At 41.3% G+C, this 22358-nt stretch carries 17 protein-coding genes, 1 tRNA gene and 1 pseudogene; 11 read left to right on the top strand and 8 right to left on the bottom strand.

Annotation, left to right across the window (positions count from 1 at the left end):
• Positions 1–113 precede the first annotated feature (113 nt).
• From HMPREF9331_RS10905 to HMPREF9331_RS10915, 3 genes are all read right to left on the bottom strand, one after another.
• On the bottom strand, positions 114–2972 hold the full coding sequence (locus tag HMPREF9331_RS10905; protein WP_040357471.1) for a DEAD/DEAH box helicase: 2859 nt from the start codon (positions 2970–2972) through the stop codon (positions 114–116).
• A gap of 9 nt (positions 2973–2981) precedes the next feature.
• Positions 2982–4067 (bottom strand): bifunctional 3-deoxy-7-phosphoheptulonate synthase/chorismate mutase type II, encoded by a 1086-nt coding sequence (locus tag HMPREF9331_RS10910; RefSeq protein ID WP_016420967.1) that lies wholly within the window; start codon positions 4065–4067, stop codon positions 2982–2984.
• A 583-nt stretch (positions 4068–4650) separates the two neighbouring features.
• On the bottom strand, positions 4651–5073 hold the full coding sequence (locus HMPREF9331_RS10915) for a transposase (RefSeq protein ID WP_200792503.1): 423 nt from the start codon (positions 5071–5073) through the stop codon (positions 4651–4653).
• A 546-nt stretch (positions 5074–5619) separates the two neighbouring features.
• Between HMPREF9331_RS10915 and HMPREF9331_RS10920 the strand changes: the two genes are divergently transcribed.
• Together HMPREF9331_RS10920 and HMPREF9331_RS10925 are read left to right on the top strand one after the other, a co-directional pair.
• Positions 5620–5823 (top strand): heavy-metal-associated domain-containing protein, encoded by a 204-nt coding sequence (locus HMPREF9331_RS10920; RefSeq protein WP_016420969.1) that lies wholly within the window; start codon positions 5620–5622, stop codon positions 5821–5823.
• 1 nt (position 5824) lies between these two features.
• The gene (locus HMPREF9331_RS10925; RefSeq protein ID WP_016420970.1) at positions 5825–8203 is read left to right on the top strand and encodes a heavy metal translocating P-type ATPase; all 2379 of its coding nucleotides are present in this window, start codon (positions 5825–5827) and stop codon (positions 8201–8203) included.
• A gap of 174 nt (positions 8204–8377) precedes the next feature.
• Here the strand turns inward: HMPREF9331_RS10925 and HMPREF9331_RS10930 are convergent.
• Positions 8378–8451 (bottom strand) — tRNA-Asp (locus tag HMPREF9331_RS10930).
• A 255-nt stretch (positions 8452–8706) separates the two neighbouring features.
• Here HMPREF9331_RS10930 and HMPREF9331_RS10935 point away from each other — a divergent pair.
• Both HMPREF9331_RS10935 and HMPREF9331_RS10940 read left to right on the top strand, forming a co-directional pair.
• The gene (locus tag HMPREF9331_RS10935) at positions 8707–8955 is read left to right on the top strand and encodes a phosphopantetheine-binding protein (protein WP_016420971.1); all 249 of its coding nucleotides are present in this window, start codon (positions 8707–8709) and stop codon (positions 8953–8955) included.
• A complete protein-coding gene (locus tag HMPREF9331_RS10940) occupies positions 8945–9856 on the top strand; it encodes a lysophospholipid acyltransferase family protein (protein ID WP_016420972.1) in 912 nt (303 codons plus the stop codon). The genes HMPREF9331_RS10935 and HMPREF9331_RS10940 overlap by 11 nt, the downstream gene beginning before the upstream one ends.
• Before the next feature lie 139 nt (positions 9857–9995).
• On the opposite strand, the gene HMPREF9331_RS10945 is transcribed toward HMPREF9331_RS10940, so the two are convergent.
• Both HMPREF9331_RS10945 and HMPREF9331_RS10950 read right to left on the bottom strand, forming a co-directional pair.
• The gene (locus HMPREF9331_RS10945) at positions 9996–10211 is read right to left on the bottom strand and encodes a hypothetical protein (protein ID WP_016420973.1); all 216 of its coding nucleotides are present in this window, start codon (positions 10209–10211) and stop codon (positions 9996–9998) included.
• Between the two features lie 66 nt (positions 10212–10277).
• The gene (locus tag HMPREF9331_RS10950) at positions 10278–11339 is read right to left on the bottom strand and encodes a TlpA disulfide reductase family protein (RefSeq protein WP_016420974.1); all 1062 of its coding nucleotides are present in this window, start codon (positions 11337–11339) and stop codon (positions 10278–10280) included.
• 274 nt (positions 11340–11613) lie between these two features.
• On the opposite strand from HMPREF9331_RS10950, the gene HMPREF9331_RS10955 reads away from it, so the two are divergent.
• From HMPREF9331_RS10955 to HMPREF9331_RS10970, 4 genes are all read left to right on the top strand, one after another.
• Positions 11614–11850: an acyl carrier protein gene (locus HMPREF9331_RS10955; protein WP_016420975.1), complete on the top strand. Its 237-nt coding sequence runs from the start codon at positions 11614–11616 to the stop codon at positions 11848–11850.
• Between the two features lie 92 nt (positions 11851–11942).
• Entirely contained in the window at positions 11943–13193 is a 1251-nt protein-coding gene (gene fabF / locus HMPREF9331_RS10960) for a beta-ketoacyl-ACP synthase II (RefSeq protein ID WP_009642437.1), read from the top strand.
• Positions 13194–13958 (top strand): ribonuclease III, encoded by a 765-nt coding sequence (gene rnc / locus HMPREF9331_RS10965; protein ID WP_009642429.1) that lies wholly within the window; start codon positions 13194–13196, stop codon positions 13956–13958.
• Between the two features lie 15 nt (positions 13959–13973).
• Positions 13974–14264 carry an ATP-dependent Clp protease adaptor ClpS gene (locus HMPREF9331_RS10970; protein ID WP_016420976.1) on the top strand — a complete coding sequence of 97 codons (291 nt, stop codon included), beginning with the start codon at positions 13974–13976 and terminating at the stop codon, positions 14262–14264.
• Positions 14265–14309: 45 nt separating this feature from the next.
• Here HMPREF9331_RS10970 and HMPREF9331_RS10975 read toward each other — a convergent pair whose 3' ends face one another.
• On the bottom strand, positions 14310–14888 hold the full coding sequence (locus tag HMPREF9331_RS10975) for a hypothetical protein (RefSeq protein ID WP_016420977.1): 579 nt from the start codon (positions 14886–14888) through the stop codon (positions 14310–14312).
• A 436-nt stretch (positions 14889–15324) separates the two neighbouring features.
• On the opposite strand from HMPREF9331_RS10975, the gene HMPREF9331_RS13225 reads away from it, so the two are divergent.
• The 3 genes from HMPREF9331_RS13225 (at position 15325) to HMPREF9331_RS10995 (ending at position 21909) form a co-directional block, all read left to right on the top strand.
• On the top strand, positions 15325–16410 hold the full coding sequence (locus HMPREF9331_RS13225; RefSeq protein WP_016420978.1) for a DUF6884 domain-containing protein: 1086 nt from the start codon (positions 15325–15327) through the stop codon (positions 16408–16410).
• 287 nt (positions 16411–16697) lie between these two features.
• A complete protein-coding gene (locus HMPREF9331_RS10990) occupies positions 16698–17876 on the top strand; it encodes a ComEC/Rec2 family competence protein (protein ID WP_016420979.1) in 1179 nt (392 codons plus the stop codon).
• Complete coding sequence (locus HMPREF9331_RS10995) at positions 17860–21909, top strand: S1 family peptidase (protein ID WP_016420980.1); 4050 nt, start codon at positions 17860–17862, stop codon at positions 21907–21909. Before HMPREF9331_RS10990 ends, HMPREF9331_RS10995 begins: the two co-directional genes overlap by 17 nt.
• 54 nt (positions 21910–21963) lie before the next feature.
• On the opposite strand, the pseudogene HMPREF9331_RS13560 reads toward HMPREF9331_RS10995, so the two are convergent.
• A pseudogene (locus HMPREF9331_RS13560) lies at positions 21964–22122 on the bottom strand (IS982 family transposase); the annotation flags it as partial.
• Positions 22123–22358: the final 236 nt, after the last annotated feature.

A 22358-nucleotide genomic window follows, 5' to 3' on the forward strand; every position in this document is an offset into this window, starting at 1 on the left:
CTAAATGACAAACGATTAAATGACCAATGACGATTCGTCATTGGTCATTTTTTTGTTTTAATGGTTAGTGATTAGTCACTTGTCTTTAGTCGTTAGTCACTTGTCGTTAGTCACTATTGCAGGAGTTCTTCTAAGTGTTCTAAAGCCTCGTTCTTCAGGTTGTCTTCTTCTATGAGGTGTTCGGAGAGTTCTTTTTTGCTCTGCTGGAGGTGTATGATCTTCTCCTCAAGGGTGTTACGGCTGACAAAACGAATGACATTGACCTTGTGCTGTTGTCCCATACGGTGAGCGCGCCCTATAGCTTGCCGCTCAGAGAAGGGATTCCACCAAGGGTCAAGCAAGAGCACATACGAGGCAGCGGTAAGGTTTAGCCCTACTTCGCCTGCCTTGAGCGAGATAAAGAAAAAGGATACATCTTGATTGTTCTGGAACTGCTCTACCGCTCTTTGACGACCTTCTAAGGAAGTGGATCCAGTGAGCGAAACGTACTTAAATTTCTCCTTTTGGCACCAATCTTCATAAATGGCTAAGTGGGAAACAAAACTGCTAAAAACAAGTGCTTTCTGTCCTGCACGCCATAGTTGTTCTAAGTGGCTGGTTACCTCTTCGTATTTGCCTGAAGGGATCTCGCTTTGTGGATCTACCAGACGAGGATGGTTGCTGATCTGTCGCAGCTTGGTGAGCATATTAAGCGTGTTGAGCTTCACAGCAGCAGGATCAGCGTCGGTGTCAATATGCAATAGCTGGTTGCGCACCTTGGATTTCTCCTGTTCATACCACTTCTCTTGAGCCTCGCTCATGGGGCAATAGGCAATTTGTTCCTCCATATCGGGTAGGTCTTGTAGTACTTGCTGCTTGGTACGCCTAAGCAGGAAGGGGCTGATGATACCTTTGAGTTCTTCCAAGGCAATAGGGTTGTGCTTCTTCTCTATCTCGGTGCGGAAATACTTGTTGAATTGGCTATAGCTACCCAAGATATTGGGGTTGATGAACTGCATCTGTGCCCATAGGTCAGATAGCGAGTTTTCAATAGGGGTACCACTGAGGGAGATCTTGTGTTCGGCCTTGAGCGTGCTGATGGTCTTGAATATCTTGGAATTGTTGTTTTTGATACGTTGGCTTTCGTCCAGAATGATATAGCGAAAGCTATAGCGCTCCAGTAGTTTAGCGTCTCTCAGGACAATGGGGTAGCTACTGAGCACAATATCATAGTTGGAGAGTCGGAGCGCCTTGTTCTTCCTGTCTAAGCCTACATACTGGGTACAAGATAGATGAGGAGCAAAGTGCTTGATTTCCTCATACCAGTTGAATAACAAGGAGGAAGGCATGATAATAAGGCACTTGAGGGCTTCCTTTTGTGGTTTGCCAAGGTCAAAGATAGAGGTAGGGAATGGGTTCTCCCTCTCAGGCAAGCTATCATGTATGTGTACCAAGAGGGCAATGGTCTGTAGGGTCTTACCCAGCCCCATATCGTCAGCAAGGCAGGCGCCTAAACCATTATAATGATGTTGCAGGAGCCATTGGACACCTTCCCTTTGGTAAGGTCGTAGTGTAGCTTTGAGATTGGGGGAGGGGCTATACTGGACTTCAGCCATGGGAGCTATAGGGCGGAGTTCAGGCAGCTCTTCCAAGAGGGTGTAGTTACTCTTGGGCAGTTGTACTTTATGATCTACCACACGGGCGAACTTACTGATTTTCTCATATTTGGAAAACCACTCCTTTGGAATGACAAACAGTGTGCCATCGGGTAGGGGATAGAGGGGATTGTGCTCCCGTAGGTTCTTGATAAGCTGTGAGAAATGTATTTGATGTGTTCCTTGAGTGAGGGTGATATGTAGGTCAAACCAATCATTGGCCTCAGTGGTTTCTCCAATGCTAAGGGAGAAGGCAGCTGTATTGACTTTCTGTCCGTTAATCTCAAGGTCGGAGAGGACAAATCCTTGGGCTTCAAGCGTTTCTCTATGCTTAAGCAGGAGGAAATAAGAGGCAAAGGGGTAAGGGTCTTTCACAAAGAAATTACCTCCTTCTTCGGCAAAACCAAGGGCTTCCAAACATTGGCCTCGCTCGGCCTCCTCAGCGGGGTTGCGCTTGTAGTGTTCTATCTGGATAGCACCATTGGGCAAGACCTCCAAGTGGGATTGCTGGTTTCGGCTTTGATTGCTATGGAAGACAACTCCATCGTAGTCAAAAGACAAATAGAGCTTGTATGTATCGGCCATGAAGTCGTGCACCCATCTGATTTGGGTAGAGACCAAGTGGTGCTTTTGGATCATATCAAAGCCTATAGTGCTGATATCAACCTTTTTGATAATCTCCTTGAGGAACTTGTTGAAGTATTCGGGTATGGTACTCTCAGGGATAGCAACAGCCGTCTTGTCCAAAAACGGCTTGAGGTTCAGCGCCCTGATAGGAGCTACTTGCACTAAGGTCTTATCCCAGACAATCCAAGGCCCCTCGTGGCTAAGCAGTGTAATAGCATGTTCAGAAGGGAGAGATTTTTCTTTGTCCAAGAGGAAAAGGCGGTAGGTGATGCCTGTAGGGGTTTTCTCAAACTCCAGCAGAGGAGCCAGCACCCTATCCGAGCACTCAAGTAGTTGCCGATCCAGTGGCTGCTCCTTTTGGCAGTTCACCACAAGCCACAACTTATGCTGGGCAATCAGGGTGAGCAGAGCATTGGCCTTGCTCTCTATCTGTTGCTGAATATACTTCTTCTTGGCCTTGTCCTTATAACGCTCAGGGAGCGGGTGTTTCCGATCGGTATATTTTTCGAATAAGAGCAGGGGGTCAAGGCTATGGGATAGCACCAAGGCCTCTTTCTCTACCACAGAGAGTTCTATAGGGCTGTTCTTAAGCACCTCCTCGGTAGCCTTTCGCAGCAGGTACCAACAACCATTCCGCTGTTCAGCCACAAAGGCATGCGGAAGGAAGAGTTGGAAATCAGCATCGTAAGAAAAATTAAAGAAGAGGTGCACAGCCATGGATTATTTGCCTTTGACGATTTTCTCTTGTCGGTTGATGGATTCTTGGTGTATCGCCTTGAAGATTTTTATCACAAATTCCTCACTAAGGTTATATTTTTCCCCCTCAAGAATCATTTTGCCAAGGATTTCATGCCAACGGGTGTTCTGTAGGATGGCCACATTGTTGGCTTTCTTGAGCTTACCTATTTCGTCGGAGAGGAGCATACGCTTTTTGAGCAGTTCCAAGAGTTCGTCGTCCAGTATATCGATACGAGAGCGCAAGGAACTGATTTGGGAAGCATAGTCGCCCTCGCCGAAGGAAGTCTGGCGGATACGCAGGTCGTTCATGATATCTACCAATCGCTCAGGGGTAACCTGTTGGGCGGCATCGCTCCAAGCCTCATTGGGGGTGCAGTGAGTCTCGATCATCAGTCCGTTGAAGTTCAGATCTAGTGCTGTCTGTGACACATCGAAAATCAGTTCGCGATTGCCAGTGATATGCGAAGGGTCACAGATAAGAGGCAGGTCGGGGAACTTATTTTGCAATTCTATGACCAACTGCCACTCAGGGATATTTCGGTACTGGGTCTTCTCATAGGTAGAGAAGCCGCGGTGAATGACCCCTAAGTTTTTGATATCTGCCCTAAGCAAGCGCTCTATGGCGCCTATCCATAGGGAGAGGTCGGGGTTTACAGGGTTCTTGACCAAGATGACTTTGTCGGTACCCTTAAGTTCGTCGGCAATTTCCTGTACGATAAAGGGGCTCACGGTAGAGCGGGCACCGATCCAGAGCAAGTCAATATCGTGCTCCAAGGCCAATCTCACATGGTCTTTGTTGGCTACCTCGGTAGCGGTTTTCAGGCCTGTTTCTTTCTTAACGCGTTCGAGCCATTTGAGACCCAAGGCACCTACGCCCTCGAACATACCAGGGCGAGTACGCGGTTTCCAAATACCAGCACGGTAGTAAGTAACGTCGGTATCCTTGAGTGCATGGGCGATTTTAAGGACTTGTTCTTCGGTCTCGGCACTACAAGGGCCAGCAATCACCACAGGGTGAGAGAGGTGTAGGTCATCGAGCCATTTTCGGTTTGCTTTGGTTATTTCCATTGTGTTAGGGGTTATAGGTGCAAAAGAATGCTTATTTTCTCTCAAAAATTGCTCATCGATATTTTTATATTGATAATCAATGAGTTACAATTAAAATTTTACCTTGCTTATGAGAGGGTAAAAATTGCTTATTTCCTCTCGAAAATTGCTTAATAATATTTTTTGATTGATAATCAATAAGTTATAATTAAAATTTTACCTTGCTTATGAGGGGGTAAAAATTGCTTATTTCTCCTCAAAAAATGCTTAGCAATATTTTTTGATTGACAATCAATAAGTTACAATTAAAATTTTACCTTGCTTATGAGAGGGTAAAAATTGCTTAATTATTCTTTGTGTGGGCGAATTGCCATTCGCCCCTACGACATGCGTTGGCCATTCGTTATATATGTGTGTGTAAATGTGTCATGGGTGTGCTGTAGGGGCGAATGGCAATTCGCCCTATTTCGATTCGCTCTTATTTCGATTTGTCTTTATTTCAATTCGCTCTTATTTCAATTTATCCTCATTTTGATTTGTCCTATTTCAATTTATCTTTATGGTAATTTGCCCTTTTTAACATTCGCTCGTGAAATATGTATTATCAATTATTGAACATGTCTTCATCCCAGCGTAGTGGATTGGTGTTTATATAATTGGCAATACGCTCATGATCTTCATAATTTCTTATAATGTGTTCGTGATAATTTCGCTGCCATATCTGTGGTAAATGGTTGATAATCCATTCTTCTATCGGCGAACTGTCATTCTCCTCTACAGTGGATATGAGAGCCTTTATCCTTTTTATGGTAGCAATCTTAAATCCTCTTACGATAGCGCCTATTGATTTCTTTGGAGAAACAAAATCGCCTACCTGCTCTTCGTTATTCTTATTGTAGGTAATTTCTATGATACCATGTAAATGATTAGGCATTATGACATAATCATGAAGGGCAATATTATCACGAATATTGGGGGTGTTCTCCCATTCATTAGCTACTATATGACCTATGACATTCAGTATCATATTACCATCAGAAATAGTTCCAAATATACATTCTTTATCTTTTACGCATATAGTTAAAAAGTACATGCCTTTCTGTGAATAATCATATCCTTGTAGGCGAATCGATCTACGATGGTATTTGTTTATTTCATAGTTATTCATTTCTATAGTTGTTGATTATTATGGTTTAAATGAATTGCTCCTTTGAGAGGGCGAAATGCTCCCTTGTGTGGGCGAAATGTCTCTTGTGTGGGCGAAATGCCTCACATGCTCTACTAGCGCAGACTTTGCCCCTACGACATGTGTTGGCCAAATATTCATGCGTATATATGTGTGAGCAAATGTGTCATGGGTGTGCTGTAGGGGCGAATGGCAATTCGCCCTTATTTCAATTCTCCCTTCAAATACGAAAACGCAAAAATACAAAAAATAATGATTAATGCCTATAATGATTAATGATTAATTCCCTAACTCATTAATCATTAATTATTATTCTATGTCATTCTGTCAGTATTTCCCCTTTAGCACAGTATTTGAGGGGAAGAATGCGTATAAATAAATAATTTCATGAAAACATACACTATCAAAGGAATGGGCTGCACTGGGTGTGCAACCACCGTAGAAGAAAGATTGTCTAAAGTAGCAGGTGTTACTACCGTTAAAGTAGATTTTAACGCGCAAAAAGCCTTTGTGGAATCCAAAGAAGAAGTGTCTTTGCCAGCACTCCAAAAAGCCTTAGAAGGTACTGATTACACTATTAAAAAAGACTGACATGATGACACACACCTATTATGTAAAGGGCATGAGTTGTAGCGGCTGCGAGATGACCGTCAAAAAGAGTCTGGAGGCTATAGAGGGTGTCAGCAAGGTCGTGGCCAATGCTAAGGAGAAAACCGCTGTAGTGGAGATGAGCCAGCATGTGCCTTTTGAAACGCTTAAAACCGCCTTGGAGGGTACTCATTACACCTTGGTAACCTCCTTGGAGGAGGCTACATCTGCGCCTAAGCCTCAAGCCTCTACCCACAAGGGGACAGGGGTGTATTACTGCCCGATGCGCTGTGAGGGGAACAAGACCTACGACCATCCAGGCCATTGTCCTGTTTGTGGAATGGACTTAGTGGAACAGGTCTCCACTGAGAGCCTCAAAGGAGGCGGGCAAGAACAGCAGAAGCGCCAGGAGCTACGCCGTCAGTTTTGGGGAGCAGTGGCTTTTACCTTGCCTATTTTTATCATTGCTATGGGGGGTATGTGGCATGACAACCCTATGTATAGGCTGATGCCCGTTACTTATTGGAACTGGGTACAGTTTGCCCTATCACTACCTGTGGTTTTCTACTATGGATGGACGTACTTTGTTCGCGCATGGGTGAGTATCAAAACGCTGCGGTTCAACATGTTTACCCTTATTGGTATTGGTGCAGCAGCAGCTTGGGGCTTTAGCGTAGTAGCGCTCTGCCTGCCTGATAGCCTGCCTGAGCAGTTCAAGGAACATGGTTCGGTGCCCCTCTATTTTGAAGCTACCACGGTGATCCTTACCTTGGTTATCTTAGGCCAACTCTTGGAGGCCAATGCTCACGGACGTACCCAAGAGGCGGTGCGTATGCTGCTCCAATTAGCACCGAACACCGCTATAAAGCTCATAGGTGAAGAGGAAAAGGAAGTGCCTATAGAGCAGGTTGTCAAGGGCGACCTACTCAGGGTAAGACCAGGGGCTAAAATCCCTGTAGATGGTCGTATCACCACAGGGGTCGCTACGATAGACGAGAGTATGATTACAGGAGAACCGCTGCCAGTGGAAAAGCAAACGGGCGACACCGTATCGGCAGGAACTATCAATGGCGCGCAGGCCTTTGTCATGCAAGCCGAGAAAGTGGGTAGCGATACGCTGCTTTCCCAGATTGTTGCCATGGTACAGCAGGCTACCACTAGCCGAGCTCCTATCCAAAAGTTGGCCGACCGTATTGCCGCTTACTTTGTTCCTATTGTGGTAGCCGTATCTGTCTTGACTTTTATCATCTGGGCAGTTTTTGCTAAAGAACACGCCTACGAATATGCTTTGGTCAATGCCATTGCAGTGCTTATCATCGCTTGTCCTTGTGCCTTGGGCTTAGCTACCCCTGTATCAGTCATGGTAGGGGTTACCAAAGGGGCACGGCAGGGAATCCTCATCAAGAATGCGGAGGCCTTAGAGCGTATGAAGCAAGTGGATACCTTGATTGTAGATAAGACAGGTACTCTTACCGAAGGTAAACCCAGTGTAAGGGCGCTTATCCCCTGGGCAGGGTATAACGAGCAAACCCTATGGCCAATTCTCTATGGAGTGAATAAATCCAGCGAACACCCTTTGGCCAAGGCAACTAATACTTATGCAGCCGAACATGGAATAATTCCCCTTGCTATGACCGATTTCAAGGCCTTAGCAGGGCGTGGGGTAGAGGCAACCTATCAGGGCAAACATTATTATTTTGGCAATGACCGACTCATGCAGGAGATCGGAGCTACTCTTACCGAGGGGCAGCTCAGCCAAGTAACAGAAGCACAGCGTCAAGGGCAAACACTTTCTTTTCTGGCTATAGAAAAAGAAGTGATTGCCGCCGTAGCTATAGCCGATAAGGTCAAAGATACTGCCGCTCAAGCTGTCAAGGCCTTACAAGAGCAGGGAATCACCGTGGTTATGCTCACAGGTGATAATCCTATTACCGCTCAGGCAGTAGCCCAGCAACTGGGTCTTACCCACTACAAGGCGGGCATGCTTCCCGAAGATAAGCAAAAGGAAGTACAGCACCTGCAGCAACAAGGAAAGATTGTGGCCATGGCAGGAGATGGTATCAATGATGCGCCCGCCTTAGCGCAAGCTCATGTGGGAATAGCCATGGGTACAGGTACAGATATAGCCATAGAGAGTGCACAGATTACCTTGGTCAAAGGAGACTTAGGCGGAATCGTCAAGATGCGTACCCTCAGTGAGGCGGTCGTGAAGAATATACGGGAGAATTTGTTTTTTGCCTTGGTGTACAACACGGTAGGCATTCCCATCGCCGCAGGGGTATTGTATCCCTTCTTTGGTATACTGCTCTCACCCATGCTCGGTGCTTTAGCTATGAGCTTTAGCTCTGTAAGTGTGATAACAAATGCGCTTAGGCTTAAGTAAAAAATAATGACTAATGACAAGTGACTAATAGAATGGATTAGTCACTTGTCATTAGTCATTAACTTGTCATTAGTCATTAAATAAAAAAAGCCTTCCATAGGAAAGCCTTTCATTGGTTTAAATAAACCTGTGTAAAACCAAATATTACACAAAACAACACAACTAAATTTTTAGCGGTCTGGACGGGACTCGAACCCGCGACCCCATGCGTGACAGGCATGTATTCTAACCAGCTGAACTACCAGACCATTGTTTTGTTTTGCGGTGCAAAGGTACAACATTTTTTCAAACTAACAATACTTTTTTCAAAAAAAATTCAATTATTTTTTATTTTCATTGATTGTCAATATGTTACAGTGATGAGCAGTCAGTAATCAGTGGTCAGCAGGAGGATTAAATGACAAATTGCCCCCATAGAATCAGTGGTTAGCTATTAGCAACTTGAAACTCAAAACTCAAAATTCAATTTTTTTTCCTATTTTTGCACCCAAGAACTAGTACTTATGAAAAGAGATGAAATTATAGCTACCATCAACGATATCTTGGTAGAAGAGTTTGAAGTAGATCGCTCGGTTATTGCTCCAGAGGCCAATTTCCGCGAGTCCTTAGGCTTGGATAGCCTTGACTATGTGGATTTGGTAGTGGTCATTCAGGAGACCTTCGGGGTAAAACTCGTGGAGGCGGATTTCAAACCCATTGTCAGCTTCAATGATTTTTATACTACTTTAGAGGAGAAAATGAATGGAAGATAAAAAGGCCAAGACCCAATGGCAGGGTAAGTCCAAGGGAAGTGTATGGGGGTACAAGGTATTTGTGCTGCTCATCAAGCACTTAGGTGTCCGCTGGGCTTATGGGTTGCTTGTCTTTGTGGCTTTTTATTACTTCCTCTTCGAAAGGCGTTCCAACCGTGTGTTGCGTTACTATTTCCGCCAACGCTTGGGGTATTCGTGGGCAAAGACTTGGGTAAGCCTCTACCGCAATTACTTTGTCTTCGGACAGACGATAATAGACAAGGTAGCCGTCTCAGCTCAGCTACGTGATCAATTCACTTATGATTTTGATGGGGTAGAACACCTACAAGAATTGCTTAAGGCACATAAGGGCGGGGTACTTATTTCCGCTCATATTGGTAACTTTGAGATGGCCGAACCATTCTTCAGGGAGATAGATGAGGATTGCCAGATACACACTGTTACGGTAGATCTGGAGCGTACCGCCATTAGGGACTATTTGCAGGAGATTTCTTCGGCTCCCCCGCCTAAGTACATTTATATCAAGGACGACCTCTCTCATATCTTTGAGATCAATGAAGCCTTGCAACACCATGGGATTATCTGCCTTACAGGCGATCGCTATTTTGAGGGCAATAAGTATCTCACCGCTCCGCTCTTGGGGCAAATGGCGCGCTTTCCTGCGGGTCCTTTTCATATTGCCTCCCGCTTGGGCGTGCCCGTCATCTTCGTCTATGTAATGAAGGAGCGCAACCTACACTATCACCTCTACGCTCGTGTCGCACAGACCGCTCACCGAGATGCTCAAGGCCTGCTAAGCGCCTTTACACAAAGCATGGAGCAGATGCTACAGCGATACCCCTTGCAGTGGTTTAACTACTTTGATTTTTGGGAAGAGTTAGAAACGAAAAATAAAAAATGAAAAGCTTGTAGCGCGCCACATGAAAGGGACGAGCTACAAGCTCTAATAATAGTTAGGCACGAGCTAAAGTTGCTGAATACTTGGAAGCAAGTATGTGACTCGCGCCAGCCTATGGGCTTTACCTTTTACCATTTACTTTTTACTTTTTACTTTTACTAAGGTAGTATATTTGTACAAAGCAGATAAGGGCATTAGGAATAATAACAGGCCATAGTTTAGGTTCGTACAGAAGGCCATAGATAACAAAGCATAAACAACCTATCAAGTTGATTAGGCGAATATGCTGTACCTTCTTCATAATAAAGCTCAGTACAATACATACCGAGGCAAAATAACCGATATATTCTATATACATTCGTTAGTTTTTAGTTGTTAGTCATTAGTCATTAGTCACTTGTCATTAGTCACTCGTCACTCGTCACTATTTAAGTTTTTTCACTTTTTTACCTTTTACTTTTTTTGGAACGGGGACATAGGCAGCCGCTTCGGGGTCAAGGCCACGATGTACGCCCTTAGGGGTAATGTTTACCGCGAGGATTTTGCCATTTTCGTCAATGAGGAAGTTGGACGGTACATCTATGATGCCTAAGGATTGTAAAGTCTCGTCCTTGAACTTCTTAGGAGCAATAAGAGTAGTGAAGCGATAGCCTTCGCGATGGATATGATCAAGCCAAGTGTTGCGCTCATGATCTAGATAAACCGCATAGATGGTAAAGCCATGCGAGCTGTGGTATTTCTTGTAAAGCTCGGCAAACTGGCGGGTAACCTCCACACAAGCAATACAATCCGAGGCAGTAAAGAGCACCAAGGTGAGTTTCTTCTTAGCCGCCGAGAGCTTCTCACGCCCTTTTTCGGTATCAAACTCCATATCAGGCAGTTGGCTACCTATTTGAGTTCGGCTCATGGCACTAAGCATCTGTTCTATTTTTTGGATATCTTCCTTGTCCTGCGTACGTTTGTCCAAAAGGTCATAGAGCCTTTGAGCATAGCGGTAGGGGAGTATGCGGTCGGTCATCAGGTCGGACAAGAGGATACCAGCAAACTGGCTCTTAGGTTCGCGCTTGATGAGCTTCTCCAAGCGAGGAGTTAGCAGATCAGCCAGGTTGGAGAGCGAAGCATTCTTATGCCTGAAGATCAGAATATCCTTGACCTCATTGAGCGAGGGGCTACCGTTAAGCCCTTTAAGATACACCTGATGGCGGTTTTCTATGGCAATATCAGTAGAGAGATCGCCCGCTTCCAAGACAAAAAAGCCTGTATTCTTGAACTTAGGACTCACCGAAAGAGAGGCTTTGGTAGGATAGGGCACTTGTCCTGAGAAATAAAACTCCTTGTTGGAGACCTCGGTACTATCCACCTTGTCGCCATACCACAAGTATATCTTACCCTCATAGGGGCTACTTACCCGACCAGTGAGTGTAAAGTTTTGGGAAAAACCTACGGCTGCCTGTAGCAAGCATAGATATGAAAAAATAGTTCTCATAAGGCATAAATATTGGGCAAAAATATAAATTTTTTTTCACTTTTCATACCATAAAGCGCAGAAAAAGCAGCCTTGCCGAGAATTTAAGAGAATTTCTTAAAGACGATTCTCCTCCTTGACCCCTATTTTAACCCCTCAAAAAGATATTTTAAGAGAGTTAAAACATTGATATACAGCTAATTTGCGAAAAACCACGCTTTTTTTTTCAACATATGACTGCTAATCAAAAAAACTTTCTTACTTTTGCAACGAGTTAAATTAAAATTTTTAAGTTATGTCAGACATTGCATCAAGAGTAAAAGCTATTATTGTGGATAAGCTCGGAGTAGATGAAACAGAAGTAGTACCAGAGGCTAGCTTCACCAATGATCTAGGAGCAGATTCCTTGGACACTGTAGAGTTGATCATGGAATTTGAAAAAGAATTTGACATTCAAATCCCTGATGATCAGGCTGAAAACATCTCAACAGTGGGACAAGCTATTAAGTACATAGAAGAAAACAAAAAATAGCATATACTCACTTGAAATGCTCTACGGGGAGGAAAACTCCCCGTTTGGTATATTGTAGGTAATACCATTTTAATTTAAAACCTCTATTAATTATGCAAACCAGACGTGTAGTTGTAACAGGATTAGGCGCCATCACTCCTATAGGAAACACCTTGGACGCCTATTGGGACGCACTCCTTCGTGGGGAGAGTGGAGCGAACCTCATTACACACTTTGACGCTTCCAAGTTCAAGACCCAATTCGCCTGTGAGGTAAAGGGCTTTGACCCCAACGAGTTTATAGACAAGAAAGAGGTACGCAAGATGGACCGCTTTACCCAATTTGCCGTAGTGGCTTCCGATGAAGCAATTAAGGACGCTGGCCTTGATTTAGAACACGAGGACAAAGACCGCATCGGAGTTATATGGGGTGCTGGTATCGGGGGACTGATGACCTTCCAAGACGAGGTACTCGCCTTTGGTCGTGGCGATGGTACACCCCGCTTTAACCCTTTCTTTATCCCTAAGATGATTGCCGACATTGCCCCTGGTATGATCTCCATTCGCTATGGCTTGCGCGGGCCTAACTTCACTACCGTATCGGCTTGTGCCTCTTCGGCCAATGCGCTGATCGATGCGCTGAACTATATCCGCCTAGGCTATGCCGATGTAATGGTCACAGGAGGCTCCGAAGCGGCAGTCAACGAGGCTGGTATCGGAGGGTTCAATGCTTTGCATGCCCTTTCTACCCGTAACGATGACTACAAGCGTGCTTCTCGCCCTTACGATGTAACCCGCGATGGGTTCGTACTGGGAGAGGGGGCAGGGGCGCTCATCTTGGAAGAATACGAACACGCCAAGGCACGTGGTGCCAAAATATACTGTGAGCTAGCAGGAGGCGGTCTCTCTGCCGATGCCTATCACCTAACAGCTCCTCACCCAGAAGGACTAGGAGCAAAAGCAGTGATGAAGAACTGTTTGGCCGATGCTCATCTCGCCCCAGAGGACGTAGATGCCATCAACCTACATGGTACTTCCACTCCACTAGGCGATATAGCTGAGACGAAGGCCGTTAAGGAGGTCTTTGGCGAACATGCCTATAAGCTCAATCTTAACTCTACCAAGTCCATGACTGGTCACCTACTCGGTGCCGCTGGAGCTATAGAGGCTATCGCTTCTGTACTGGCTATCACACACCAAGTAGTCCCCCCAACCATCAACTTTGAAAACCCTGATGAGAACATTGACCAAAAACTTAACTTCACCTTTAACCAACCACAAAAACGCGAGGTAAAGGTTGCCATGAGTAATACCTTTGGTTTTGGAGGACATAATGCTTGTGTATTGTTCAAAAAATTGGATTAGATGCTATTCTTAAAAAAAATAATATCCCGTTTTCAAAAAAAAGACGGGATATTTTTTGCTAAAATGGAGAATCTCTTAGGCTTCCGCCCTAAGGAGATCCATTACTACCAGGAGGCTTTTACCCTTGGTACGGCTCGCTGTGAGGGGACTGCGCCCCATGTGAGCTACGAACGATTGGAGTTCCTTGGCGATGCCATACTCGGTGCGGTCATCGCTCACTTTGTCTTCCTACAAGCCCCCGACAAGAACGAAGGGGATCTGACCAAGATGCGTACCCGTATGGTAAGGCGAGAGAACCTCAACCAAATAGGCGAACAGCTACGCCTGAGGGACTACCTGCTGACGGACAAGAAGACCGTACTGCTTAGCGGCAACATCACGGGAAATCTATTGGAAGCCCTCGTAGGGGCAATTTACTTGGACTTGGGCTATGGCAAGGCCACCGAGTTTATCCATCGTATCCTGATAGATAACAACTTAAGCATGAGAGACTTGGAGCATAAGGTCATTAGCTACAAGTCCCTAATGGTAGAGTGGGCACAGAAGTACCACAAGACCATCGCTTTCGTTTCCGAAGAAGACACCACCTATCAGGGCAACACCAAGCACTTCCAAGCCAAGGTGATGATCAACGAAAAAGTCTATGCCAAAGCGCATGATACCTCCAAGAAAAAAGCTGAAGAACGCGCTGCCAAGCGTGCTTTCTTCCGTGCGGGAGATCAGAAAAAGAAAAACAAAAAGAAAAATCCTATCAAACAACCCTAACCCAAAACGATACCTATGCCACAGACCCAACCCCTACCCAATGAGGCATACGACGAAGACCTTCTCACAGAGTATGCCGACCTCTACCAAATCATGCTCTACAACGACGATTACAATACCTTTGACTACGTCATAGAACTGCTCATGGAGGTATGTGATCACACTTACGAACAAGCAGAACAGTGTGCCGCCTTAGTGCACTTCTCAGGCAAATGCCCCGTAAAAGAAGGTTCCTACGAAGACCTCCTGCCCCGCTGTAGCCGCCTCACTCGCGCAGGCCTTACCGCAGAAATACTACCGAGATAAAAAGTATCAAGGATAAGGGTAGTACTATTCTAGTAGCTATAAAAATTATCTCTTATTAAAGATATTCATTTTGTCTGGAATCACTTTTACAGAGGGGGCTTTTTTAGAAGTCTTTTTTACATCTTGTATGATCTCCTCTGTGCCATCTATGCTAAGCTTAACAACTCTATTGGACAAGAGGAATAAGGCACTATCCAAATCTATGTTTTTTGAAATATAAAGTTTTTGAGGCTTTAGGTAGATAAAAACTTTTTTAAGTTTGGTAAAGAATTTCGCTACTTTTGCGGAAAAATCTTTATGATTCGTACAAGTATAAAAACGTCCACTTACATAGGCTCCTGAGGGATTTTTGAAAGCTGTAGAATATTCTAATATAGAACTATTATATTCATCCACTACAAGGACTTTCCTTAAATCATGATAAGTAAGTTTCTTATAGGCAATATGTTCTTTACCATCTGCATCCGTTAGGCGGTAAAGTTTTTTATCTATGGTATCTTCAAACAGTTGTAGACTATTTTTCGGACAGGAAACCTCTATCATTTCTCCAAAATGTTCACGCAATATATCTACTATAATTTTTCTATCAGCATCTGTGGCATAAAAATTTAGTTGTCTGCTCATGTTCTTTATCTTTAGCTCCTTATCAAGTATTTTTTTGAGTATAGTCCTATCTGTTTTAATTACAATTATTGTTTATTGGATATCTCATGCTTAGGAATACTCCTTTTTAAGTAACAAAGGTACATTATTTTCCTAAGTTATACAAACCTAACGAACAGATTCTTCACGGAGGAGATACTACCAAGATAAATCAAGAATGAATAATATAGACCGATGACTAATGATCAATATCTATAAGGATTAAGGAGGGGATATGACTGATTAAGAGTAATAAGGTATTGTTGTACCTGCTCATATTCTCTTGTTCCCCAATGAGGTTGCCACTTGGATTCTAATTTGAATATATTGTAATATTATAGAAAAAATTATCAAAAAAGCACTTGCAAAAATAGAAAAAAGTTGTATCTTTGTGAGGTCAAATTTTAATTTCTATAACATGAAGACGATTATACTTATATCATGTGCAGCCAAAAAAGCAAAAGAAAAATCGAAAGCTGAGGATCTATATATAAGTCCTTTGTTTAAAAAGAGTTTAGCCTATGCAAAGACTCTTACTACAACAGATAACATCTATATTTTGTCAGCGAAACATCATCTACTTCCGCTTGACAAAGTGATTGCTCCTTATGATGTCTCTCTTAAGAAAGATATTACAAAAGAGGAAGATAGAGTTAAGTGGGGAGAAAAGGTAATAGAAGAATTGAAGAAAGTGGCTGATATAAAAAAAGATAAGTTTATTATTTTGGCGGGGAAGGATTATGTAAAACCTATCAAAGATAGGTTAGTAAATGTTGAGCTTCCTTTTGATGGAGTGAGAGGAAATGGAGAAATGCTTCAGAGGCTTAATAAAGAGGAAGAAAAAATATGGATAGCGGAGCAGGAGATATTGAGGCGTAAATTAGAAGATTTAAATAAAAAAGTCCAAGGGATAAATATAACAGGAGAAACTACAGAAACATCAGTGTATATTCTGCATGAACTATTTAATATCTTAAAGCGATTTACTTTTCCTTACAAAAAAAGAATAGGAAAAAAATGGATTGTTCCTCGTAATGGTATCTATATATTCTTTGAAAAAGGAGAAACTATTACAACTCCTGATGGGAGAGTACTTGATCGTATAGTAAGAGTGGGAACACATGAAAAAGATGATAATCTCTATAAACGTCTGAAACAACATTTTACGGGAAATATAACCTCAAGTATTTTTAGAAAAGATATAGGAAAAGCACTCTTTACCGACAATGAGGAGGAAATCAGCAAATATATGAGAGAGAATCTTTCTTTTGTTGTTTTTGAAGTAGAAACAGAGGAAGAACGACTTTGTTGGGAAGAGAGAATAGTTTTTACACTCTCTAAGGCTGTTATATTAGGGCAGATATCACCCTCTGAAGATTGGTTAGGAAAATCCTCTCCCAAAGAAAAGATTAGGAAAAGTGGTCTTTGGCAGGTAGAGGGAATCTATATAGAGGAATTGGATAAAGCAGGTATCAGTAGATTGATGCAAATAGTTGGGAAGTAAGATGTAATGGACAAAAATGAGGCTGTTTCTTTGTGCTGCTATTGGATAATAAAAAACTGTTTTACCTTTGCCTTATCTATGATTATCTTTGATAGGTTGCTCTCCAGTAGATCCTATTTCCATTTATATAGATGAGGCAAAGATAAAATATATTTTTGGCATAGACAAATACTAATCTAAAAAACAGTATTAATTTTCTCTATTAGGAACAACCATCTCTAAAAAGCCTTATTTTTCTATGTCCAAATAGGTGCAAGGTTTGATTATAAACTCAAAAATGAATATCAATGAAATATACATTTAGAACTTTTTTTTGCGGTATGGGGGACTGTATATTTTTGATGCTTGAAAATGGTTGCCATACTTTAAATATTATGGTTGATTGCGGTAAGTACATAGATGAGATAGATAACTTTGTTAAAACTGAGTTGAAAAACAAAATCGATTATCTGATAGTTACACACATAGACAACGATCATATCAATGGGCTAATAACAATGCTAACCAAAAACAGTGATCTTATAATCGGCAATATCATATACAACTGCTACCAAAGGCTTATAAAAAATGCAATACCATGGACGGATAAGATGACGGAGAATGTGAGTAGATTGTATGGCAAGTTACCAATTGTGATTGATATGATAAGTCAAGATATCAATGAAGAAAAAGCGGTGACACTGGCCGAATGTATACTTAGGAAAGAAGAATGGAATAGGACTTGGCAAAGAGAATATGTTACTGATGAGTCTCCTGCGATTCAACTTGCCAACAATATGGGGAGGATTATTTTCCTTTCTCCATCCCAAGCTGCTTTAGATCAATTGGATAAGAAATATCGCAAACTGTTTTGGCAACAACTGTACAAACAAAAAGAGGAAGAATATGACAAGGAGGAAACAATCTATGAGGCTTTGATGAGAATTGCACAACTCGATGAAGATGAGGAGATAAAAGAAGAGAACGTAAACGATTGTACGATCAATGAACATACATTGAAGCAATATGCGTGTCAATCATTATCAAAAATGGATGACAACAACATGGCTTCTATAGCCTTTGTATGGGAACATCAAGGCCATAGAATTCTGTTTATGGGAGATGCAGATCCAACACAGGTAAGTAAAGCGATAGAAGAAGCGTATAAAGATGAAACAAAACCTATTATCTTTGATCTCATTAAAGTTTCACATCATGGTAGTGCACACAGTACTTCCAAGGAATTGATGAATATGGCTGATAGCGAAAGATTTTTCTTTACTGGAGGTGCAAAAGAAAGGCCTAGTTTACAAACCTTGGGTAGAATTATAACAAATCCCTTGCCTGATGGTATTGAGTATAGGGATATCCGATACAATCGGCACAATGTAATACTGAAAAAACTGGCTGATCTTTCTGTGGAAGAAAAGAACAGCCTTCATATCAAAGTAAATGATAACCAAAACAGTTATGAATTTTCCTATTGAAATTAAGAAAAAACTGTATAACACGATTGTTCCTGTAATATGCGGGAGCAATAGGGGGACTGCCTTTTTTATAAAAGATGATACATTGCTGACAGCACGACATGTATTAGGTGATTATGCAGTTGACAATGAGGAAGTACTTATTCAAGTTGAAAACAAAAATAGAGTATGTCAAATAGAGTATATTGCAGAAGAAGAAGATCCTATAGATGTTATACTATTAAGAACAGGGAAGTATAAACATGAGCAATACTTGTCTCTGTTGTCTGCTGTCTTTAATGAAGAAAGACCTTTGTGTATCATGGGTTATCCAAAAGAACTGGTCAATGGTAAAGATATTATAAGCATAGATGTACATGATAGAGTAAGCACAACAACAAGAGAGTTTGATACGGCTGTGGTTAGAACCGACTCACTTGCCTTGGAGTCTTACAAAGGTTTTTCAGGTTCGCCCGTGCTAAATGAAAAGGGCTCTGTAATAGGTGTTACATTAAAGCAATTGTGTGGAGGGTTGGGGTATTGTTCGGTGAGCAGTATTAAAGAGCGGTTAAAATCGCATGGTATAGAAATGTCAGAAGACTGGCAGAGCGAAGACTTTTCACCTATGGGAAGGGGAACAAGCCAACGACAGGTAAACAATGCTATTGGATATGCGACTCTGAGATACAATGCTGATTTACATATCGCAAACAGAGAGTTGGATGATAAAATCGATTTGTTTGCAGTAAAGGAAGTACAGGATGCTCTCTATGAGCGATTGTCGAGTTTAGAGAGTATTGCATTGTCGATAAAATATATTTGCACACACCTATCTAAATACAAAAAGGGTGATTATGCAAGGCTCTATTCTCAGTTGGAGAATATACGTGCCAATTATGCTCAAGATGGATCTAACGAAGGAGATCTTACAAACTTCTTTCACGAAGAGTTGCCACGATTGAAAGCAGATATAGAACTAATGTCCTATTGTCAAAGCAAACTATTGATGATAAGTGCAGAAGCAGGCATAGGTAAGACCCATTATATGTGCGCTACCGCCCAACGGCTATCTCAACGTATAAATGTGTATCTGTTATTTGGTAGCCGGTTTACCTCACAAGAAGACTTTGAATTGCAGTTAGCAAGAATGTCAGGAATAGGAAACAAATCGTTAAAGGATTTGGACGATGCGATGGAAGAACAACATTCGAATGCTCTTATCGTCATTGATGCCATTAATGAGGGTGCTACAAATGTATTTTGGAATACAGTACTAAAAAACGTGGGGGAAAGGGTCAATCAATTAAAGAACTTGCGGGTAATCATTACATATAGAGACGGGGACTTTAAGCCTTCAGATGTTTTGGAAAATTGGGGGGAAGCGTCTATGAAGGGGTATGGTTCACAAGTCCGTGAAGCGGTTAGAAAATACTTTACCTATTACAAAATTAAGGACGAAGATGGTTCGATTTGTAGTCGTTTCTTAGAGGAGTTTAAAAATCCACTGTTCCTAAATATCTTCTGCCAAGTTGTGAGTCAAGACTTTAGCTTCATAAAAAGAGATTTCTCCTACATAGAACTTTATCGGAAATATATAGAGTATAGGAACATTGTAGTTTCAGATGGGGTGGATGAAGATCCACACCGAAATGTGACAGGAAAGCTGTTGGACAAACTGGCAAACACTTCATTGTTCTATAATTCATGTCAGGATCTGCCAAGAGAAAAGGCAAGACTCTATGCAGATCAAATATGCAGAAATAGGACATGGTCCAATAGTTTGTTGTACTGGGCAATAAAAGAAAATCTGTTGCTGGAAACAGGTGCGGATGGTGAAAGCCTAATGTTTGGATTTCAGAAGATTGGTGACTTCCTAATGGCTGATGCCTTTTGCAAAAGTGAGATAAAGGATAATGTAAAAATTGATTTTGTGATAGATAAGTCGGAATGTCAACAACATCGCCTGTACAGGCATTTCCTCACAGCTTTACTTTCGGAATGGTCCCTTATGCCAGAATTGTTGAAAAGGGATTTACTTGCGCACAAGAATCTGTTGAAGATCTTGTTAGAAAGTCTACATTATCGTGCAAGAAACAATGAATTAGTTTTTCACTGGATGGTAAGACAACAGGTCTTCTCATTAAGTATATTACGTAATTTTCTAAGCATATTGCCGGAAAAAGTATTCCTTATGGCACACGATAAGCTGATGAAAAAATCATTAGTTAAGAGAGACAAGCAATGGACAACATCTGTGAATGATATTTATGACCCTTTCTTTTCTAGTAATGTAGATGATTTTCTTGAATTAGAAATTAAAGAGAATGACTATGGAAAATATCTGATACTTCTAGGATGGATGTGTACATCAACGCATCCTTTCATCAGGGGGAGAGTGTTGAGAAAATTGGTTTCTTTGTTTGATAAGGCACCGGAGTTGTTACAAGAAGCTTTACGTTTATTTGCTTCATGCAATGATATGTATGTGGTGGAAATGATAGTGTGCTCCATTTATGGTCACCTCTTAAGAAAAAGAAACAAGAAAGAGTGCACTGAGATAGCGGAACTGATGCTTAATATATTTTATGTGGATGGGAAAGCTCCATTAGATATATTGGTCAGACAATGGACGATGTTGATTTTGCAATATGCAGATTACTTGAATGGAGATAATGCTTTTTGGAAGAATATAAAAACTCCTTTCATAACAGATGTCCCTGATTCTTTAGTATCATCAGAATTAGGTAACAATGAGAACTATTTTGGCTCGTCTGATGGTTCTAAAAGATTGTATGATACATTGTGTGGTCTTTCTGATTTTAATAGATATGTCCTTGGGTCTAATTCTTATAATTATAGTTGTGTATTCTATGAAGAAAAAGGGGGTAAATATCAATCTATTTCATTGCAACATATTAGAAATATAATGGCAAATATTATAATGAATGAATATGGTTGGGATGATGGACTTGGAGAATTGGACAAGAATGTATATAGCACATCAAGATATGACAACAAAACTGAACGTTTTGGTAAAAAATATCTCTGGATGGCATTGTATAAAACAGATGCTATACTATCTGACCATTGTTTAATATTGAAAGATAGGTATTATGGCTCTGACATCCCAAAAAAGGAAGATATAGCAACGAAACCTTATCCTTGGTTGACAAACGAACATTCCACAATAGATCCAACACTATTGGGTGAACAAAAAAATGATTTGCCTTCTTTTAAAGTCAATTCATTAGAAGAAGTTGATAGTGTTGATAATAAACAATGGATGGATCAGCAGTATCAACTCCCAGCTCCACGGCTCCTGCTTAAAGATGAGAATGACGAGGACTGGGTACTACTAACTTGCTATGACGGACATACAACAGAGGCAGAAGATAATACCATCAAAAATCTTTTCTTGTATACCAACGCTGGGTTCATTAAGAAAGAGGAGGTGAATGCTTTCAAGGAATGGGCTAGAAATCAGAACTTTTATGGGAGATGGATGCCAGAATGTAGAAATGGAAGTACGGATTATTTGTGGAATGAATACCCTTGGGCAGAAACCTATATTCGACAAAGAGATGAATTGGAAAAGGATCATAGTTACGAAAATTCAGGTTTTAAATTGCAGTTGTCATATGAAGCTCAATTGCAAGAAAACGGGTTTGGTTTAAATGAATCTGATAGTTGGCTTGCAGAAGTATGTATGCCCAACCATCATATTATGGAATACTTAAAATTATACACGGCAGAAAGAGGAGTAGTAAGAGACACATCTGCCAATGAAATAGTAGTGTCAGTAAATATTCGGATTGGGAGGTTAAAAGGGTTGGCCATGCGAAAAAAGTATTTATTAGAATATCTCATACACTTTGGATATGCTCTTGTCTATTATTCATTAGGTGAAAAATTAGTAAGAACGAAAAATAGTTATAAAAATTTAGGGAAGTTTTATGACTTATCTGCCGCATATTTATATGAAGATGCAAATATTGTGGATATCCAACCTATGCGTATATCTAAAATATTACCTGAAACAAAGGAAGAGGAATAAGTTTGGAAAAGAACATTGTTAAACAATAGATATTTCTCTTAATGTAAGTTCAATTTAAACAGCAATTCTTTTCGTATCAATAATATCTTCTTCTAAGTTAATAGAAGGCTTTTTGTCAAAGGGAAAAAGCTATGATGGTACATCAGTTGTGAAATTTTCACAAGAACGATGCCTTGTATGTTCTATTTGACAAATGTTTTTAAGTCCATCACTTGTCTTTTTTCATCATCTTTTTTGATAATGAGAGCAGATATTATTTCATTAAAATTCTTGCAAAATTTATCTGTTATAAAAGATAGAGATTTTTCCACTTGGCAACATAAAGAATATTTTTATGTAATTATTTGATTCTCAATACTATAAAAAATATTTCAAAAAAATTCGTTGAAATATTTTGTCAGTTTAAAAAGAAGTTGTATTTTTGCACCCGCTTTCGAAAAGGGAGTGAG

Source organism: Capnocytophaga granulosa ATCC 51502 (assembly GCF_000411115.1).
GTDB classification, from domain to species: Bacteria; Bacteroidota; Bacteroidia; order Flavobacteriales; family Flavobacteriaceae; genus Capnocytophaga; species Capnocytophaga granulosa.

What these genes read in the sequence shown, in the direction of transcription:
- fabF (WP_009642437.1), top strand. Translation starts at nt 11,943, where the DNA reads ATGCAAACCAGACGTGTAGTTGTAACAGGATTAGGCGCCATCACTCCT.
- rnc (WP_009642429.1), top strand. Translation starts at nt 13,194, where the DNA reads ATGCTATTCTTAAAAAAAATAATATCCCGTTTTCAAAAAAAAGACGGG.
- HMPREF9331_RS10910 (WP_016420967.1), bottom strand. Translation starts at nt 4,067, where the DNA reads ATGGAAATAACCAAAGCAAACCGAAAATGGCTCGATGACCTACACCTC.
- HMPREF9331_RS10935 (WP_016420971.1), top strand. Translation starts at nt 8,707, where the DNA reads ATGAAAAGAGATGAAATTATAGCTACCATCAACGATATCTTGGTAGAA.
- HMPREF9331_RS10955 (WP_016420975.1), top strand. Translation starts at nt 11,614, where the DNA reads ATGTCAGACATTGCATCAAGAGTAAAAGCTATTATTGTGGATAAGCTC.
- HMPREF9331_RS10925 (WP_016420970.1), top strand. Translation starts at nt 5,825, where the DNA reads ATGATGACACACACCTATTATGTAAAGGGCATGAGTTGTAGCGGCTGC.
- HMPREF9331_RS10995 (WP_016420980.1), top strand. Translation starts at nt 17,860, where the DNA reads ATGAATTTTCCTATTGAAATTAAGAAAAAACTGTATAACACGATTGTT.
- HMPREF9331_RS10950 (WP_016420974.1), bottom strand. Translation starts at nt 11,339, where the DNA reads ATGAGAACTATTTTTTCATATCTATGCTTGCTACAGGCAGCCGTAGGT.
- HMPREF9331_RS10975 (WP_016420977.1), bottom strand. Translation starts at nt 14,888, where the DNA reads ATGAGCAGACAACTAAATTTTTATGCCACAGATGCTGATAGAAAAATT.
- HMPREF9331_RS10970 (WP_016420976.1), top strand. Translation starts at nt 13,974, where the DNA reads ATGCCACAGACCCAACCCCTACCCAATGAGGCATACGACGAAGACCTT.
- HMPREF9331_RS10915 (WP_200792503.1), bottom strand. Translation starts at nt 5,073, where the DNA reads ATGATACTGAATGTCATAGGTCATATAGTAGCTAATGAATGGGAGAAC.
- HMPREF9331_RS10920 (WP_016420969.1), top strand. Translation starts at nt 5,620, where the DNA reads ATGAAAACATACACTATCAAAGGAATGGGCTGCACTGGGTGTGCAACC.
- HMPREF9331_RS10990 (WP_016420979.1), top strand. Translation starts at nt 16,698, where the DNA reads ATGAAATATACATTTAGAACTTTTTTTTGCGGTATGGGGGACTGTATA.
- HMPREF9331_RS10940 (WP_016420972.1), top strand. Translation starts at nt 8,945, where the DNA reads ATGGAAGATAAAAAGGCCAAGACCCAATGGCAGGGTAAGTCCAAGGGA.
- HMPREF9331_RS10945 (WP_016420973.1), bottom strand. Translation starts at nt 10,211, where the DNA reads ATGTATATAGAATATATCGGTTATTTTGCCTCGGTATGTATTGTACTG.
- HMPREF9331_RS13225 (WP_016420978.1), top strand. Translation starts at nt 15,325, where the DNA reads ATGAAGACGATTATACTTATATCATGTGCAGCCAAAAAAGCAAAAGAA.